This window comes from Chitinophaga pinensis DSM 2588, assembly GCF_000024005.1.
GTDB lineage: Bacteria > Bacteroidota > Bacteroidia > Chitinophagales > Chitinophagaceae > Chitinophaga > Chitinophaga pinensis.
Map to the genome: position 1 here is coordinate 6,934,095 of NC_013132.1, position 17,939 is coordinate 6,952,033.

The following is a 17,939-nucleotide window of genomic DNA, read 5'->3' on the forward strand; positions in this document are numbered from 1 at the left end:
TTTAAAAAGTATTTTTCTTCTCCAGCTCAGGTAGCACTTCGTCTATTCGTTTAGCCAGTTCAGGTAGTTTGATAGTCGGCACAGCCGGAAACAGATGATGTTCCAGATGATAGAACATACTGAACGTGATCTTATTTTTCCAGCCGCCACGTTGTGTCCTGGCCATTTCAGGATGCTCGTCCGTATCATGATGCACTGTCCATACAGCGAAGAAAGCCATCAGGAATTCTCCGAAGACCATCACGATCACATGATACATCAGGAAAGCGATGTTAAAATAGAACACGATGAAGGCAAAGGCTGCTATTGCTGCCAATTCAGCAATCACATTTCTCACATATTTTCTGTTGCCAAGCTGTAAGGTTACCTTATGGATAAGAAACATATGCACCGGCCCATACAGGATAGCACCATACCAGCTCATACCGGCTGATTTACCTTCATAATCCTCTTCGGATAAACAATACTTGTGATGCCTGATATGATTGAACTTGACTGCATGAATAGAAGCCATCATCAGTACACTATTGGAGAAGAGCGTAAACCAGGTCAGGAATTTATTCGTGCCCAGGGAATTGTGAAAACCGTTATGTACCTGTCTTAATCCTGTCAGAAAGAAGAAAGCCGAACACGGCAAGGCCAGTGCATAGTAGCCGAAATAAGCAAGTAGCCAGGAAGAAAACAACCAGGGTAATGTCAGGTTATTTTCAATCAGCATCTCTCTGATCGAGAGATCTTTGAGGTCTTTCCATGCTACCTGTTTTACGATTTCTGCATGTGTCATGTGGAAGGAGTTTTGTATAGGTAGCTCAAAAGTACAGATCGTAGGAAACAGGCATATGATAAAAGTCAGTTCTGCGAAAAAAAGGCCATTTCCCGCTGAAACAACCCTTTTTAATACCAGGAAGGGCCGTCGCACCAATGGTGGACGGCCCTCTTTTTCTTCACTGTTCAATTGACCTGTAACAGTTACTTATTTTCTATACCAGTTGCAGCTGGTACAATCTGTCATTGATAAACTTGATTTCTTCTGCACCGAGCTTCACATTGATCGCTCTTGCATTCTGGATCGCCTGTTCTGCGTTACGTGCACCTACCAGTGCAACTGTAATGCCAGGACGTTCAATCGTCCAGCGAATGACCAGTTGTGCGAGTGTCACACTTTTACTTTCGGCCATGGGTTTTATCTGATCCAGGAAAGCGTTGATACGGTTCAGGTTATCCGCCTGGTAAAATTTAGAGCCCGCACGGGTATCTCCTTCCCCAAACTGATGACCCGGTTTTATCTTACCGGAGAGCAAACCTCTTTGCAGCGGACTGTAAGCCAGTATCGCTTTTTTATTCTCAATGCAGTAAGGCACCAGCTCGTTCTCTATCGTTCTTTCCACCATGCTGAATGGTACCTGGTTAGAAGCGAGTTTAAGCACGGCCCCGGCTTCTTTCATCTGCGCTACATTATAGTTGCACACACCTGCTTCACGGATTTTTCCCTGCTCTTTTAAACGTAAAACTGCCTCAAATGTTTCATCGATCGGTGTCGTTACATCCGGCCAGTGAATCTGTAACAGATCAATGTAATCGGTACCCAGTCTCTTCAGACTGTTCTCACATTCTTCAATCACACTTTCCTTCCCTGCATATTTATAAATATCAATCGGATTACCGGCATTATCCTTACTATTGAAAGCGAGTGAACCTTTCGCCAGATTCCAGCGCATACCAAACTTCGTCAGGATCTGCACTTTTGTTCTGTCCAGTCCTTTCAGCGCTTCGCCGGTCAGCTCTTCACTCAATCCCTGTCCATAGATCGGCGCAGTGTCGATAGAAGTAACACCTTCGTCTATAGATGCGTGGATCGCTCTTACGGCATCATTTGCCTCCGTACCACCCCACATCCATCCACCAATCGCCCATGCGCCAAATGTAATGGCAGATACCTTCAGATCACTTTCTCCTAATTGCCTGTATTCCATATTTATCTTAATTTTCTGTTTATATTAAAATTACCCTATCCTGCTGAGCCCTCTTTACTACGAATTAAGATAGTAGTCGCTCTCATGGCACAGATTTAGTGCCACTTTTGAAAAACAAGTATATGACAAATATCAAACAGGGACAAGCATCCAACGATAAAGATCATCCTCATGGACATATTTCCAAAGATGGCAGGAAAGAAGATGATGACGCCATCTATTTACAGCCTGATGAAAACAACACCTTACAGACGCCGGAAGAGTATGCAAAAGATAAAGGAAAACGGCCTGAAGAGGATGGTGACGAGATCAGTGTGAATACAGAGGAATAAGGCGCAGTTACCAATCAAGAATTAAAAATTAAGGATTAAGAATTAATAGCAATGATGTTGCTCCAGGTAACTTCGTGTATAAATAAAACAAGGGGCGCCATCCATGATGGAAGCACCCCTTGTTTAGTATTTTCATCTTAAGAAAATTCCCTGCAATGCTCTTCGCTGCATTGCAATTCTTAATTATTAATTTTTAATTCTTAATTTCTCTTATTCTGCCCAACTCATTGTGTACCGTTCATCTTCTATCTCCAATGCTTCCTGCGTAATCTGCAGCGGGTGAAAAGTATCTACCATTACAGCGAGTTCTTTCGTTTCCTTTGCACCTATACTCTTTTCAACCGCCCCGGGATGCGGTCCGTGAGGAATACCACCAGGATGTAAAGTGATCATGCCCCTGGTCACGTGTTTACGGCTCATAAAATCACCGTCTACATAATACAACACTTCATCGCTATCAATATTGCTATGATTGTATGGCGCAGGAATCGCCTGCGGATGGTAATCAAACAAACGCGGACAGAAAGAACATACCACAAAATTATGTCCCTCGAATGTCTGATGCACCGGAGGTGGCTGGTGCACGCGACCAGTGATAGGTTCGAAGTCATGGATAGAAAAGGCGAAAGGATATTCGCAGCCGTCCCATCCCACTACATCAAAAGGATGATGCGCATAATGGATAGGATACATGATACCTTTCTTTTTGATGCGGATCAGGAAATCGCCTGCTTCATCGATCGTTTCCAGATTTTGTGGCTGGCGGATATCACGCTCACAATAGGGAGCGTGTTCCAGCAATTGTCCATACTGACTGAGATAACGTTTCGGATAACGAATAGGACTAAAGGACTCTACGATGAACAACCTGTTATCTGTACCAGTGAATTTTATCTGGTAAATAGTTCCTCTGGGTATCTGCAGATAATCACCATAACCAAATGGCAGCTGACCGTATTGCGTATGCAACACCCCTGTGCCTTCATGTACGAAGATCAGTTCATCAGCATCTGCATTCTTGTAAAAGTAATCAGACATGCTTTGTCTGGGCGCAGCCAGGGAAATATGACAGTCACTATTCACCAATACAGGTTTTCTGCTTTTCAGATAATCTTCTTCCGGTTTGATATTGAATCCCTGGAAACTACGGTGCTTCAGCATCTTCTCTTCTGCTACACGGGGAGCGACGCTATAAGGTTCATCCACTTTTGTAATTTCTGTAGGCGGATGACAATGATAGAGCAAGGTGGAATTGGAAGAAAACCCTTCTGTTGAAAATAATTGTTCAGCATACAACGTACCGTCTGGCTTACGGAATTGCGTATGACGTTTATGAGGGACGTTTCCCAGTTTATGATAATGCGGCATGATGGATGGTTTTTCAGTCCGTTACCGGGGTAACAGACCGTGGAATATTGAATGACAATTTTGTGACAATAAGTTGTTTTGGTGACTTGTTTTTTGTCAACTACGGATATGCAGACTGTAAAATAAGGAGACAGGTATATACCCTGGCGCTGACAGGTATGCAGGACGGTGAAAAAGTCCGGGAAAGTCCTACCGGCTAACGATTCCCTCCAGCAGGAAGCAGTACTTCCAGCGGCGCTTATCTATATAATATGTGAAATTGCGGAAATAAGGCATGTCCAACGTGGTTAAGACAAATATAGGAATAATAAGGGTTTGACGCTTCAAAGACCGATCAAGTCCACGGCTAAGCCGTCGCTTCTTTTGCGCTTGTTCGTCTGAAAGCCCTCCTGAGGCTTATCCATGCACCCGGGGAACAGTATATGCGTATTGAAAACCAATATTATTGTCCTGTTCCGCCTGTTACCCGAAATTTTTCTCAAATTACCCTGCCTAATTTTAAATAATTTCAAAACTTTGACAATTCATTTGTTAATCCAAAACTAATTCCAGACTTTTGTTAGCGAAAAGTAAATTGTTTCAAATAGTGCTACCAATAGTTACATACTTCACTTCTGCTTCTCGCACCATCTCCGGCGCGGGTATCAGCACTATTACAATTACATCTATTACAACCCCAGTGCGGGGTTAAATTTCACATATCATCCAACGACCACTCAGGTGGTACACCCGGTAAAGGGATCTGGCATTTTTACGTATTAACATTCTTCTCACATGCAAGTATTAAAATTCGGCGGAACTTCCATGGGAAGCGCCCAGTCAATAGAACAGGTATGCAATATCATCCGTAACAAGAAACCCAACGGACGCTTTACCATTGTTGCTTCTGCCATGAGCGGCATTACTGATAAACTGATACAATGTGGTCAGCTGGCAGGACAAGGACAGGAACAATATAGAAACGTATTAGAGGAGATCGAATCCAGACACCTGGAAACTATCCGTACCCTCTTCCCTATCACCGTGCAAAGTGGGATCATCAGCCAGGTAAAAAAACGCCTGAATACCCTGGAAACGCTCTGCGATGGCATCTTCCAGGTGGGTGAACTGAGCGCAAGGTCGCTGGATAAGATCATGAGTTTCGGAGAACTCGTATCCTCCTATCTGCTGGCGGAAAAGTTGAAGTCCGCCGGACTCAATGCCGTCTGGAAAGATAGCCGTGAACTGATCGTTACTGATAATAACTTTGGCAATGCAGCGGTGAACTTTCTCGCTACCAATCACCAGACTGCCCAATATTACCAGCAACAGACTGCTGATTTCTTCGTACTGCCAGGTTTTGTATCTGCTACTTCTGACGGAGAAACAACTACCCTCGGTCGTGGCGGTTCTGATTATACTGCTGCCATCGTCGCTGCTGCACTCCATGCGGAAGTACTCGATATATGGACCGATGTAAGTGGTATGATGACTGCTGATCCCCGTATGGTATCACAGGCTATCCCGATCCCACACATCAGTTATGAAGAAGCGATGGAACTCTCCCACTTCGGTGCAAAAGTTATCTATCCGCCGACCATACAACCGGTAATGGACAAACGTATCCCTATCTGGATCAAAAATACTTTTGCACCTGATGATTATGGTACACTGATCCACTCACAGGATGGCGATGGTCGTGTATACCCGGTAACCGGTATCAGCGGCATTCAGAAAATAGCCCTGCTGACACTGGAAGGTAGCGGCATGGTGGGTATACCAGGTTTCTCCAAACGCCTGTTTGAAGCCCTGCTCAGCGAACGTGTGAACGTTATCCTTATCACACAAAGTTCCTCTGAACACTCCATCACCGTAGGTATACACGAAGCAGATATGCTGAAAGCGAAAACTGCGGTGGATAGCGAATTCTCTCAGGAGATCCTGGAAAAACGTATCGAACCACTGATCGTGGAAAGAGATATGAGCATCGTGGCAGTAGTAGGCGATAAAATGAAAAATCACCACGGCACCAGTGGTAAACTATTTGCTGCACTGGGACGTAATGGTGTGAATATACGTGCGATCGCACAGGGTTCTACTGAAAAGAATATCTCTGTTGTGATCAATAAATCAGATGTTAAAAAAGCGCTGAACGTGATACATGAAGCCTTCTTCGAAGAGCCACTGAAACAAGTGAATGTATTCATCGCTGGTGTGGGTAATGTAGGTGGTAAACTGCTGGAACAACTGAATCAGCAGCATAAATTCCTGATGAACGAACTGGGGCTGCACGTACGTGTAACCGGTATCGCCAACAGCCGTAAGATGGCCTTTGGTCATGAAGCGATCAACCTGGCTGACTGGAAAAATGTGCTGGAAGCAGGTGAAGCATCTGATATGATCGCTTTTGCTAACAAGATCAAATCACTCAACCTGCGTAACAGCGTATTCGTCGATAATACCGCCAGTAAAGAAGTAGCAGCTACCTACGGTGAGTTCCTGCAACACGGTATCTCTGTAGTGACCTGTAACAAGATCGCCTGTTCATCTGACTATGCTTATTATAAAAGTCTGAAAGACCTGGCACGTAAATACAATGCTTCTTTCCTGTTTGAAACCAATGTTGGTGCGGGTCTGCCGGTGATCAACACCCTGAATGACCTGATCCGCAGTGGTGATAAAGTAAACAGCATCGAAGCAGTATTAAGTGGTAGTCTCAACTTCGTCTTTAACAATTTCGTCAACGGCGCTTCCTTCCGTACGGTTGTGAAAGCAGCACAGGATGAAGGTTATACAGAACCAGATCCGCGTATAGATCTGAGTGGTGTGGACGTGATGCGTAAGATACTGATCCTGGCACGTGAAAGTGGCGTTCAGATGGAACTGGAAGACATCACCAATCATTCTTTCCTGCCGGAAGAAGCCCTGAATGCACCTTCTGTAGATGCTTTCTATGAGCAACTGGACGTGCATGCCAATCATTTCCTGGCATTACGCGAAAAAGCTGATGCGGAAGGTAAACGCCTGAAGTTCGTAGCCCGCTATGAAAATGGGAAAGCATCCGTAGGACTGCAATCTATCGCACCGGATCATCCTTTCTTCAAACTGGAAGGAAAAGACAATATCGTACTTTATACCACCAACCGTTATGCAGAACAACCGCTGATCGTGAAAGGCGCCGGTGCGGGAGCAGATGTAACGGCTTCCGGTATATTTGCTGACATTATCAGATCAGCGAGATAACATCAATTAGGAATTAGGATTACGAATTAGGAATTGGGCTGTTTAAAGTAACCGATTCGGGTTTAATGTAAGTCTGCAATTATTGTATGTCAATAACTAAACTCAACAACTTAATTTTTCGTCATTCCTAATTCCTAACTCCTAATTCCTAATTCCTAATTCCTAATTTTTAATTCCTTCTTCATGGATAATGAAAGCATAAGAGTATTTGCCCCAGCCACTGTCGCCAATGTGGCCTGCGGTTTTGACGTAATAGGACTGGCTATGGATGCGCCCGGTGATGAAATGATCATGCGTAGAAGTGACAAACCTGGTGTAACTATTACAGCGGTACACGGCGCATCACTTTCTACAGATCCTGCACAGAACGTATGTGGCGTGGCTATTCAGGCGCTGTTGCAGAAGTATGGTCAGCCGGATGTTGGTATAGAATTAGAACTCTTCAAAAATATTCCTCCGGGCAGTGGTATCGGCTCCAGTGCCGCCAGTTCTGCCGGTGCAGTAGTTGGCGCCAATCATCTGCTGGGCAATCCGTTTACACCTAAGCAACTGGTACGTTTTGCCATGGAAGGCGAAAGACTGGCCAGTGGCGCTGCACATGCTGATAACGTAGCTCCTGCTATCATGGGTGGTTTTACACTCGTGAGAAGTTATAAACCGCTAGATATTACCGGTCTCCATACACCGGCTGATCTGTGGGTTACCGTTATCCATCCGCAGATAGAAGTAAAAACTTCTGACGCCCGTGAAATTCTGAAACAAAAAGTACTGATGACCGACGCTATCCGTCAATGGGGTAACGTAGGTGCACTCGTTGCGGGTCTTTACCAGGAAAACTATGATCTGATCAGCCGTTCACTGGAAGATGCGATTGTAGAACCAGTACGTGCGATACTGATACCTGCATTCTACGAACTGAAAGTAAAATGTAAGGAAGCAGGCGCATTGGGTGGTGGTATCTCCGGCTCTGGTCCATCTGTATTCATGTTGAGCAGAGGCGAAGAAGCTGCCCGCAAAGTAGCGGCTATGATGGACACAGTATATGCTCCGCTGGGCGTGGATTACAAGATCCATGTGTCGCAGATAAACAGGGAAGGTGTGAAAATTACAAAAGCATAAAGTCTAATGAAATATTTCAGTCTACAGAATAAACAACACGTTGTATCTTTTGAAGAAGCCGTAGTACAGGGTCTCGCACCCGATAAAGGATTATACTTCCCCGAGCGTATTCCGGCTTTTGAGCAAGCATTCCTCAATGATATCGTTCATAAAAACGACCTCGATATTGCTTACGCAGCGATACAGCCATTTGTAGGAGAAGAAATTCCCGAAGCTACATTAAGGCAGATCATTGCGGATACGCTTAGTTTTCCTTTCCCGGTGGAGAAAGTAGAAGGGAATGTATATTCCCTGGAACTCTTCCATGGTCCTACCCTGGCATTTAAGGACGTCGGCGCACGCTTTATGGCGGGTTGCCTGGGTTATTTCAGAAGAAATGATAGCCGTCCGGTAACTGTACTCGTAGCTACTTCCGGTGATACCGGCGGTGCTGTTGCCAACGGTTTCTATAATGTGCCCGGCGTACGTGTAGTGATCCTTTACCCTTCCGGCAAAGTGAGCACCTTACAGGAAAAACAGCTGACCACACTCAATGGCAACATTACAGCGCTTGAAATAGACGGTACTTTTGATGATTGTCAGCGGATGGTGAAAACGGCTTTTCTGGATGAAGCTTTGCAGTCACACGTAATGCTGACCAGCGCTAACTCTATCAACGTCGCACGCTGGCTGCCGCAGATGTTCTATTATCTGCTGGCATACAAACAGCTTAGCGCTGCCTATCCTGATATCGTATTCTCTGTACCAAGCGGCAACTTTGGTAATATCTGTGCAGGCATGATGGCGGCAGCGATGGGGCTTCCGGTAAAACATTTCGTGGCCAGTACCAATGTGAATGATACGGTGCCAAGATTCATGCAGACAGGCGCGTATACGCCAGGTAAAGCGACAGCTACACTGTCTAATGCGATGGACGTGGCTGATCCGAGCAACTTTGTACGTATCCTTGAATTATTTGCGAATAGTTTGCCGGCTCTGAAAGAGAAACTGACATCTATTTCCTTCAACGATAAAGATACCGCGGCTACGATGGAACAGGTCTGGAAAGACTACCAGTATATGCTGGATCCTCATGGCGCGGTAGGCTATCTCGGCCTGAAACAGTATTTGCAGACGACTGGTCCGGATACAAAAACTGCCGGTGTATTTCTGGAGACAGCGCATCCGGTTAAATTCGCAGATACTGCTCCGGCGTCTCTGCAGGATAAGATCGTAACGCCTGACAGGGTACAGTCCCTGTATGACCTGGAGAAACAATCCATACAACTCCCGGCTGAGTATAATGCATTAAAACAATGGCTCATGGCCAATTGATCCGGCATGCAACAGACGATCAATCAGGATGGCTGTCCGCTATAAGCGCGACAGCCATTCTTCATTCCAGCCCTTTCTATCCTCCTATATTTATCATAACAGTGGAATTTCCAGCATTTTTTATATAATTGTCTTATGAAATACCTATTCCTCTTATCCATTCCTTTTTTGATTTGCTGCCATTCCGGTAAACAAGGGGAGTCTGTCCGGAAAAACGGCGCTGACTCGGCCCTCTATGCCGCTATGGTATTGCCACTAACCGACTCTATCGCACAATTCTCTGACAACGAAGCTTTATACTTCCGCAGGGCCTTGCTGCTCTTCAATACAGATCCTGCACTGGCACAGAAAGACTTTGAAAAGGCGGCACAGCTGAAACCGGCCGTAACTGATTTCTGGGCGGGCGCGGGCGAAGCTGCACTGGTACTGGAACACTATCCCCAGGCTATTGCGCATTTTGAAAAGGCATTACAGACAGCTCCCGGCTATCCTTATCTGCAATACAGACTGGCGACAGCCCTGATTGAGAACAAACAGTATACCTCAGCTGATAGTCTGGCAGGAGTGCTGGCACAATCTACCGGGACCTATGATAAAGCGTATTACCTGAAAGCAAGGATTGCAGAAGAAAACAAGGACACTACCCTGGCGATCACTCACCTGACGGCAGCAGTAGATCATGCAGGATTACAGAGTGATTACGATGCTGTAATGGAACTGGGGGATCTGTTGCTGGCCAGACGATCTGCCAATACGCCTAAATACTACAAACTGGCGGCAAGACTGGACTCTGTGAATGCAGAACCATATATTGCCCTGGGCCAGTATTATGAGCAAACCGGCAATACTTCAGCAGCCGTTACTGCTTATATGAGCAGTATCTCTACTGATCCCGATGATGAAAGAGCCTATATGGCCCTGGGCACGATCAATGTGCGGAAAAAGAACTGGAAAGAAGGATTACGTTATTTCGATCTGGCAGCTAAAACTTCTCCTAATAATTCGGAGGCGTATTACAACCGGGCACAGTGTCTGGAGCAACTGGGCCGTAAAGAAGATGCGATTGACGATTATATCAAGGCACTCACCTTCAGAAAGGAATATCCGGAGGCGAAAGCTGCATTGGAGAAACTAAAAAAATAAACAGTTATATTCGTAATGATGAATAGCAGTACAGGCGACATGATGGCGGCTGTACATGATTCTTAATCTTTAAACGAGTGGCATTGGAAAACAGAAACACATTTATCGCACCGTCTCTCCTGGCGTCCAATTTCCTGGAGCTGGGTAAAGAAGTTGAGATGTTGAATCGCAGTGAGGCGGATTGGTTGCACCTGGACGTAATGGATGGCAGATTCGTACCGAATATCAGTTTTGGCTTGCCGGTGATCTCACAGCTCAGAAAGGCGACCACAAAGACCTTTGATGTACATCTGATGATTGAAGAGCCGGAGAAATATGCAGAGGATTTTAAGAAAGCGGGCGCTGACCTGCTGACGGTGCACTATGAAGCCTGCACACACTTACACAGGAATATACAACAGATCAAAAGTCTGGGCATGAAAGCAGGTGTGGCATTGAATCCGCATACACCGGTGCATCTGCTGGAGAATATTATCAATGATATCGATCTTGTACTGATCATGAGTGTGAATCCTGGTTTCGGCGGACAACACTTCATTCAGAGAAGCCTGGATAAGATACGCCAGACACGTGAGATGATCAATCACTACAAGGCACATGCGCTGATTGAAGTGGATGGCGGTATTACATTAGATAATGCGGCGAGTATACTGGATGCAGGTGCTAATGTGCTGGTAGCGGGTAGTTCGGTGTTTGCGTCCAAAGATCCGGAAGCAACGATCAGTGCGTTGAGAAAAGCATAACCAATTACAATTAGGAATTAGGAATTACGAATTAGGAATTGGTTAGCCAATCTGATATTTCGAGCATCACTCATGAATATTAACTGATTATTTTTTAAGACATTTAGTGCCGTGGAACGCATTTTTAAAAGCAATTCCTAATTCCTAATTCCTAATTCCTAATTAAATAAAAGAGGGTTATGTGATACCACATAACCCTCTTCCATATATGAGGATTCATTTCAGCTGGCTTGTAACTTCGTAATGATCTCACTGGATAAAGGTTTGGTGAGATAGCCTTTCACGAATGAATAGTTATCTACCTTTTTGCGGTCTTTATCATCAATGGAAGAAGTCAGTACAAAAATGCCGATCTGTTTGGCTAAGTCTTTATAAAAACCGGCGTAGTCATTGAGGAAATCCCATCCGTCCATAACAGGCATATTAAGATCAAGTAAGATCAGATCAGGCAATTGCTCGGCCTGGAAGGAATATTGACGTAGATAATCCAGCACGTCCTGCGCATCGGAAAAGGCCCTCACATTCTCTCCAATACCCTGTCGTTTGATCATTATGTTCGCGATCTGCTGATGAATAGGATCATCATCTACGATAAAAATCATGTTGTGCAATTGCATACAGGGATTTATTCTGTTTTAAAGGTAATAATAAATTTCGTTCCCCGGCCTGGTGTACTTTCCGCACGAATGCTCCCACCCATTGCCTCAACCTGTGTTTTGGTGATAAAAAGGCCGATACCTTTCGCGTCTTTATTCTTATGAAACGTCTTTCTGAAACCAAACAGCTTATGTCCGAAACGTTCCATATCGATACCCAGTCCATTATCTTCTGCGGTCAGCATAGTATGACCGTTTTCACGCCAGCTTCTCAGGTGCAGACGGGGCCTATGTTCAAGGGTACGATAACGGATGGCATTGGTGATCAGGTTTTGCAGGATACTGTCCAGGTACAGGCGCGGGAATTCCAGCGAAGGCGCATGTTCAAAATTAGTCGTGAGTTGTATACCGCTCTTTTCAATATCCGCAAACAAAACGTCTTTCACATGTTGAAGACGTTCGGCAAATATAAGCTCTTCCCGTTCCATATCCACATCTTTCCTGATCTGGACAACGTCCACCAGATCATTGAGCGTTTCGTCTATCTTTAAGATCACTTCCTGTAGCAATCCCAGGTACTGTTCCTTTTCATGTTGCAACACTGAATCATTATGCATCTGCATCAGTGCTTTCAGGTTTGCGATGGGCGCCCGCAGGTTGTGCGAGGTAATATGTGCGAAATCTTCCAGTTGCTGATTCTGGTTGACCAGACTCCGGTTCAGCTTACTTAGCTGCTTATTGGCCCGGAAAAGGTCCTTCTGCATATTACGGCTGTCGCTGATATCCCGGATAAAGACGGAAACGGTCCCGTCGCTCATGTGGGTAATCAGGAACTCGTACCATTTATAGCGGCGGGGAAAATAACTGCTGAAAGACTGTGAAACGGTGCCAGTCAGGGCCGCGGAGAAACGGGTTCTGAACGGACTGAGGTGTCCAAGTTCAGGGAGGACGCTAAACAGGTTCTCTCCGGGGAATACCTGTCGACCGGCCATTTCTTCCGCCTTGGTGTTGACAAAAGACAATGTGCCGTCCCTTTCCATAGTGGCATATCCCATATCTACGGCGTCGAAAAACAGGTGTAATTGTTCTGTATTGCGCTGCAGCAGGTTGCGCATCTGGCGCTCCAGTTTCCTGTCGGTGATATCATTTACCAGGACGACAACAATCTGTTCCTGGTCGACGGGATCCCGTAGGGGGAATAGGGTAAGATCCAGCCAGACTTCTTTATTCTGGGCGGTCCAGCGACTGTCTTTCGAGAAGTCCAGTTGCTTTTCGACGCGGAGCATCTTATTGTGCACCATGACGTGTATGAACAACTCGTCCAGTCCGTAGAGCCGGGCGAACGGATCGTTCATGATATTAAAAGGGGTTTCTCCTTCCTCGTACTCATACTGGAAGAATTCCCGCTGCGTCTGATTGATACGGCGGATAAACCCGAAGTGGTCAAACTGAATATAGCCGATGGGCAGGTGTTCAATGATCAGGTCCAGCAGGCGGGCACTTTTCTGGAGTTGCATCCGGGAGAGCTGCTTTTCGGTAATGTCGCTCATGATCATTACCAGTTCGATAATACTCCCCTGGTGGTCGCTGACGGCAAATACGGTTGCTTCGTAATAAGCGGGTAGGATACGGATTACGCCGTTGATGGCCTGTTCCCGGTAACCAAGCAGTATTTCTCCGGTAGCAGGCTCGCAATTACATTGTACAGCGGTAAAAAGGTCGCAGAGGCCAGTTTCCTGGAAGACCGGTTCTTCAAAAAGGTTATAACCTGGCATACAGAGTACGGGGTCGATGCCTTCCCATATCTGCTGCTGCAATTCGTTGGCGCCACGATGGGTACCGTCAGGTGCAAAGTGCTGCAAGCCGAAAGGCAAGGCGTTTAATACCGATGCCGGTTCGGCCGGACGTCTTCCGGTAATATCAGTACCTGACAGGAGGAAATGGTCTCCTGCCGGACTTAACTTCCATTGTACCCACTGACGCGTATGGCAATACATCTCCACACAGGCCGGACGGCCCATATTGAGCAGGTGACAAAGCATAGGCCAGTACACCCCTGCATTCCTTCCGATGACATCATTAAAATGTACACTTGTAATATTTCCTGCCGGATGAAATTCCCCCTCCGGTATCTGCAGCCACCCCGACGCCTGCTGATTGGCATACAAGAGGTTACCGTGCAGATCCAGTAACAGCGCCGGTATTACACCCGTCAGCGCGTTACTCATAATGGCATTCATCATAAATCCCGAACGATAATCCCTTTAAAAATACTCAATATATGATTAAAAATAGCTATTCTTAATAACTATCTGACGGGAGGACAGTCATTTGTATTATTTAAGACCTTAATTTTGCGTTTTCCACCGATGTGGATTTCCCGTTTTCAGCAAGTGTAAAAGGATAAATATCTTTGGGGACATTAGTAGACAGACAAACATTAAATGCACAAGCAATGAAGTATTCATTCTCATGAGAGCTGAAAGTGACAGACCCATAATACGGGAATCACTTTATTTTTCTGTAGTTCTTTGGTATTGAAGGTGAATGACCGCAGCATCTACGATCCACACAGGAAAAATGCTTTGGCGTGGTTATTGAAGCGCTGAATATGGTTACTGCTCTTCCTGGTGTGGTATCTGCAAACACCTTCTGCCAGTTTTAGCAAAGCCTTTAGGTAAGGTTATAAACTCCAGGTTTCTTAATGTAACGCGTTTAAGGTATATTGCTTTAGACACCTTATACAGAGATACCTCAAACGATCTAAATAAAATATCACTTGACAGAATCAATCATCAGCTTAGATAGTATTAACCCTATCGAGTTCTTCGGAGTAAACAATGGAAAACTTGATCTGCTGAAAAAGAAATTTCCACTGTTAAAGATCCTCTCCCGTGGAACACAACTCAAGCTCTCGGGCGCTCAGGAAGAAGTAGCCACTGCTCAGGAAAAAATCGGACAAATCATTTCTTATCTCGAACGTAACGGTAATCTGAGCGAAAACTATTTTGAACAGATCCTGGGTGATGAAGAAACGGTAGATGCATTCAAGGACCGCAATTCCAATGAGGTCCTGGTATTCGGTCCTAATGGCCGCAATGTAAAAGCCAGAACAGCCAACCAGAAGAAAATGGTATCCCTGGCTGACAAAAATGATATCATTTTTGCCATCGGCCCTGCTGGTACCGGTAAAACTTACACCGCTGTGGCGCTTGCTGTAAGAGCATTAAAAAACAAAGCTGTCAGAAAGATCATCCTGACCCGTCCCGCAGTAGAAGCAGGTGAAAACCTGGGTTTCCTGCCGGGTGACCTGAAGGAGAAGATCGATCCATATCTGCGTCCGCTGTATGACGCACTGGATGACATGATCCCTGCTGACAAACTCAGTTATTTCATGACCAACCGTGTCATTGAGATTGCTCCGCTGGCGTATATGCGCGGACGTACACTCGATAACGCTTTCATCATCCTGGATGAGGCCCAGAACGCCACCGAACTTCAGATCAAAATGTTCCTGACACGTATCGGTGCATCAGCCAAAGCTATTATCACGGGCGACCTTACGCAGATTGACCTGCCTAAAAATCAGAAATCCGGATTGGAAAAAGCGACCCGTATCCTTCGGAATATCGATGGTATCGGCTACCTCCAGCTGGACGAAGAAGACGTAGTAAGACACAGACTGGTGAAGGCTATCATACGTGCGTATGATGCGGCTAAGGAAAAGGAGGACCACTAACAATTAACACTTCCTTAACAGCGTTTTGAGTATGTTCACGCCCTTAAAACGTAAACTGTTAAAGACTTCCTTGCCTATACCGGTTTACAACAAGGAAACCAACAATTTTCAAAAATCGGGTACGGAGCTAAAAAATTACAACCTGCTGCTTTAGCTGCTTTTTGTAATTTTCTAACTTTCCTCCTATTTTTGTTAACTGTATTATAATGAACAATTGCATGACCAGTTATCTGCGCATTCTCACCTTGGTATTATTTTTCGGTACTGTACTTGGCAGTTGCAAAAAAAGCGCTACTCCGCAGGAAGTTGCACTTAATTTCATGCACGCTATCCAGGAATCGAACTTTGATCTTGCCAGAGATTACGCAACCAAAGAATCGCAACAGGTAATACAGCTCTACTCCTTTTTTGATGCCCGTCGTAACGACTCAGAAAGGGATAAGATAAAAAAAGCCGGTATAGAGGTGATCGATACAGAAGAAAACGGCGACAAAGCAACCGTGACAGTATTGAACTCATCCTCTCAGCAAAAGGAAAGATTGCAATTGGTTAAGGAAAATGGCCGTTGGAAGATATCGCTCACATTTGAAAGTATCATTCCGAATTATCTGCCTCCGGCAAGCGCACCATTAGACTCCACCATGCTTCCACAGGATTCTACGGCTCCGCTCCCTACAGATAAATAAGATATTGTAAATCAACTCTTTTCTGTTTATTTTGCAGCAATTGCGAAATTACAGTTGAGTTCCTTATTTTTGCGCACGCGCCAGCAGACGTTTATTCTAAATTCCACATTAGCTTACGGTAAATCAGTTGCCAGGGTCCCGACGAAAGACTTTGCGACGTTATACCTTTCTGCAATGCTGAATAAACGCAGGCGCTTAAATACTAAATAATCAAAAAATAAAGTTTGATGATGACGACGAACAATCCATGGCATAGTGTCAGCACAGGATCAGAAGCGCCAAATGTAGTGAATGCTATTATTGAAATTCCGAAAGGATGTCGCGCTAAATACGAGCTGGACAAAGAAAGCGGCCTGCTGAAACTCGACAGGGTCCTCTATTCTTCTGTTTACTATCCAGCTAACTACGGTTTTATCCCTAAAACCTACTGTGATGACCATGATCCGCTGGATATCCTCATCCTCTCCCAGGTAGATGTGGTTCCAATGTGTCTCATGGAAGCTAAAGTGATCGGCGTTATGCAGATGATCGATAACGGTGAAGCAGATGATAAAATCATCGCGGTAGCTGCTAACGATATGAGCGTTGCCCATATCAACGACATCTCCGAACTGCCTCCTCACTTTACAGCTGAAATCCGTCACTTCTTTGAAGAATACAAGAGACTGGAGCACAAAACTGTAAAAGTGGCTGACTTCCAGAACAAAGAAGTTGCTGAGCGTATCGTCCTGGAAAGCATCGAGCTTTACAACAAGACTTTCGGCGATAAATAATTACTACGGATAACCGTAACAGAAAAGAGGCTGTCTCAACACTGAGCAGCCTCTTTTTATTTGGATACCTGATGCAATCAGGCAATCGTTTGCTGTTGAAAATATCGTTTGATAATCCGCAGTTTATGCGTTCTTACACCGGTATCGGTATTAGTAATACCCTGGTTGTCAATAGGGTCTACCCGCACCTTTCCGGAAGCATGAATGATCTCATGGTCATTCAGCAGAATGCCCACATGCGTGATCCGCCCTTCCGCATTGTCAAAGAAAGCCAGATCACCTGTCTTTGCCTCCTGCACAAAATCCACCGTCATACCCTGTGTAGCCTGCTGATAGGCATCACGTAAAAGATGGATCCCCAGCGTCTTGAATACTGTTTGTGTAAACCCGGAACAGTCAACGCCAAACACAGACTTTCCTCCCCAGAGATAAGCGGTATTCAGGTATAAAAAAGATGCCTTTGTCAGCGCTGTAATAGCTACTGCATTTCCATTACCGATCTCCGCCGGTGGTTCCTCAAACTGTACCGATACCTTTCCCCAGTTTGTAACGTCAGTCGTTCCGTGTTTAACTACGCAGCCAAATGGCGCCTGTAGCAGTTTTCCGTTCAGGAGCACCTGGTTAACCCAAGAGGCGGTATAATGGGTATACGGCGCATTAAAAAGCGCTTCATCGATCGTTTCCAGGTGATTTACAGTTGCCCATCCCTCATATCCATCATACTGACATTTTACCCTTACCCAACCGTCTGATCCGGTAGCAATAATTTCACTGCATTCCCCGAACAAGGCTTGTGAGATAATTTCACTTTTATGAGACTGTTCCGCCCGTAATGGCATAATTGGAACAACAGTAATCGCGTATGGCATATTAATTGTCTAAAATAATTATATGTCAAAAGACAACAAAATGAACTTTTTTGTCTTTTATA

15 protein-coding genes are annotated in these 17,939 nt (G+C 45.2%); 9 read left to right on the top strand and 6 right to left on the bottom strand.

Annotated features, from left to right (window positions below; translation table 11 throughout):
• Position 1 precedes the first annotated feature (1 nt).
• Entirely contained in the window at positions 2-784 is a 783-nt protein-coding gene (locus CPIN_RS26855) for a fatty acid desaturase family protein (RefSeq protein ID WP_012793021.1), read from the bottom strand.
• 196 nt (positions 785-980) lie between these two features.
• Positions 981-1,973 (bottom strand): aldo/keto reductase, encoded by a 993-nt coding sequence (locus CPIN_RS26860; RefSeq protein WP_012793022.1) that lies wholly within the window; start codon positions 1,971-1,973, stop codon positions 981-983.
• Positions 1,974-2,095: 122 nt separating this feature from the next.
• Between CPIN_RS26860 and CPIN_RS26865 the strand changes: the two genes are divergently transcribed.
• Positions 2,096-2,305 (top strand): hypothetical protein, encoded by a 210-nt coding sequence (locus CPIN_RS26865; RefSeq protein WP_012793023.1) that lies wholly within the window; start codon positions 2,096-2,098, stop codon positions 2,303-2,305.
• A 210-nt stretch (positions 2,306-2,515) separates the two neighbouring features.
• Here the strand turns inward: CPIN_RS26865 and CPIN_RS26870 are convergent, their stop codons facing one another.
• The gene (locus CPIN_RS26870; protein ID WP_012793024.1) at positions 2,516-3,673 is read right to left on the bottom strand and encodes a homogentisate 1,2-dioxygenase; all 1,158 of its coding nucleotides are present in this window, start codon (positions 3,671-3,673) and stop codon (positions 2,516-2,518) included.
• A 774-nt stretch (positions 3,674-4,447) separates the two neighbouring features.
• Here CPIN_RS26870 and thrA point away from each other — a divergent pair.
• The 5 genes from thrA to rpe all read left to right on the top strand — a co-directional run bounded on the left by thrA (position 4,448) and on the right by rpe (position 11,214).
• Positions 4,448-6,895, top strand: a complete 2,448-nt coding sequence (thrA, locus tag CPIN_RS26880; protein WP_012793026.1) for a bifunctional aspartate kinase/homoserine dehydrogenase I — start codon at positions 4,448-4,450, stop codon at positions 6,893-6,895.
• A gap of 183 nt (positions 6,896-7,078) precedes the next feature.
• Positions 7,079-8,014, top strand: a complete 936-nt coding sequence (locus CPIN_RS26885; RefSeq protein WP_012793027.1) for a homoserine kinase — start codon at positions 7,079-7,081, stop codon at positions 8,012-8,014.
• A gap of 6 nt (positions 8,015-8,020) precedes the next feature.
• On the top strand, positions 8,021-9,328 hold the full coding sequence (thrC, locus tag CPIN_RS26890) for a threonine synthase (RefSeq protein ID WP_012793028.1): 1,308 nt from the start codon (positions 8,021-8,023) through the stop codon (positions 9,326-9,328).
• Between the two features lie 135 nt (positions 9,329-9,463).
• Positions 9,464-10,471 carry a tetratricopeptide repeat protein gene (locus CPIN_RS26895; protein WP_012793029.1) on the top strand — a complete coding sequence of 336 codons (1,008 nt, stop codon included), beginning with the start codon at positions 9,464-9,466 and terminating at the stop codon, positions 10,469-10,471.
• Between the two features lie 77 nt (positions 10,472-10,548).
• Positions 10,549-11,214: a ribulose-phosphate 3-epimerase gene (rpe, locus tag CPIN_RS26900; protein WP_411914105.1), complete on the top strand. Its 666-nt coding sequence runs from the start codon at positions 10,549-10,551 to the stop codon at positions 11,212-11,214.
• 221 nt (positions 11,215-11,435) lie between these two features.
• On the opposite strand, the gene CPIN_RS26905 is transcribed toward rpe, so the two are convergent.
• Together CPIN_RS26905 and CPIN_RS37105 are read right to left on the bottom strand one after the other, a co-directional pair.
• Entirely contained in the window at positions 11,436-11,831 is a 396-nt protein-coding gene (locus CPIN_RS26905; protein WP_012793031.1) for a response regulator, read from the bottom strand.
• 8 nt (positions 11,832-11,839) lie between these two features.
• Positions 11,840-14,053 (bottom strand): sensor histidine kinase, encoded by a 2,214-nt coding sequence (locus CPIN_RS37105; RefSeq protein ID WP_012793032.1) that lies wholly within the window; start codon positions 14,051-14,053, stop codon positions 11,840-11,842.
• 536 nt (positions 14,054-14,589) lie between these two features.
• Between CPIN_RS37105 and CPIN_RS26915 the strand changes: the two genes are divergently transcribed.
• The 3 genes from CPIN_RS26915 (at position 14,590) to CPIN_RS26925 (ending at position 17,008) form a co-directional block, all read left to right on the top strand.
• Positions 14,590-15,549, top strand: a complete 960-nt coding sequence (locus CPIN_RS26915; protein ID WP_012793033.1) for a PhoH family protein — start codon at positions 14,590-14,592, stop codon at positions 15,547-15,549.
• 206 nt (positions 15,550-15,755) lie between these two features.
• Positions 15,756-16,235 carry a DUF4878 domain-containing protein gene (locus CPIN_RS26920; protein WP_083781157.1) on the top strand — a complete coding sequence of 160 codons (480 nt, stop codon included), beginning with the start codon at positions 15,756-15,758 and terminating at the stop codon, positions 16,233-16,235.
• 227 nt (positions 16,236-16,462) lie between these two features.
• Positions 16,463-17,008 (top strand): inorganic diphosphatase, encoded by a 546-nt coding sequence (locus CPIN_RS26925; RefSeq protein ID WP_012793036.1) that lies wholly within the window; start codon positions 16,463-16,465, stop codon positions 17,006-17,008.
• A gap of 77 nt (positions 17,009-17,085) precedes the next feature.
• On the opposite strand, the gene CPIN_RS26930 is transcribed toward CPIN_RS26925, so the two are convergent.
• Positions 17,086-17,877, bottom strand: coding sequence for a C40 family peptidase (locus tag CPIN_RS26930; RefSeq protein WP_012793037.1), 792 nt, complete (start codon positions 17,875-17,877; stop codon positions 17,086-17,088).
• Positions 17,878-17,939: the final 62 nt, after the last annotated feature.

Bases quoted from the DNA above. Each gene is read 5' to 3' on its own strand.
- CPIN_RS26930 (WP_012793037.1), bottom strand. From the start codon at position 17,877: ATGCCATACGCGATTACTGTTGTTCCAATTATGCCATTACGGGCGGAA.
- CPIN_RS37105 (WP_012793032.1), bottom strand. From the start codon at position 14,053: ATGATGAATGCCATTATGAGTAACGCGCTGACGGGTGTAATACCGGCG.
- CPIN_RS26920 (WP_083781157.1), top strand. From the start codon at position 15,756: ATGAACAATTGCATGACCAGTTATCTGCGCATTCTCACCTTGGTATTA.
- CPIN_RS26905 (WP_012793031.1), bottom strand. From the start codon at position 11,831: ATGCAATTGCACAACATGATTTTTATCGTAGATGATGATCCTATTCAT.
- CPIN_RS26870 (WP_012793024.1), bottom strand. From the start codon at position 3,673: ATGCCGCATTATCATAAACTGGGAAACGTCCCTCATAAACGTCATACG.
- CPIN_RS26885 (WP_012793027.1), top strand. From the start codon at position 7,079: ATGGATAATGAAAGCATAAGAGTATTTGCCCCAGCCACTGTCGCCAAT.
- CPIN_RS26865 (WP_012793023.1), top strand. From the start codon at position 2,096: ATGACAAATATCAAACAGGGACAAGCATCCAACGATAAAGATCATCCT.
- thrA (WP_012793026.1), top strand. From the start codon at position 4,448: ATGCAAGTATTAAAATTCGGCGGAACTTCCATGGGAAGCGCCCAGTCA.
- thrC (WP_012793028.1), top strand. From the start codon at position 8,021: ATGAAATATTTCAGTCTACAGAATAAACAACACGTTGTATCTTTTGAA.
- CPIN_RS26925 (WP_012793036.1), top strand. From the start codon at position 16,463: ATGATGACGACGAACAATCCATGGCATAGTGTCAGCACAGGATCAGAA.
- CPIN_RS26860 (WP_012793022.1), bottom strand. From the start codon at position 1,973: ATGGAATACAGGCAATTAGGAGAAAGTGATCTGAAGGTATCTGCCATT.
- CPIN_RS26895 (WP_012793029.1), top strand. From the start codon at position 9,464: ATGAAATACCTATTCCTCTTATCCATTCCTTTTTTGATTTGCTGCCAT.
- CPIN_RS26855 (WP_012793021.1), bottom strand. From the start codon at position 784: ATGACACATGCAGAAATCGTAAAACAGGTAGCATGGAAAGACCTCAAA.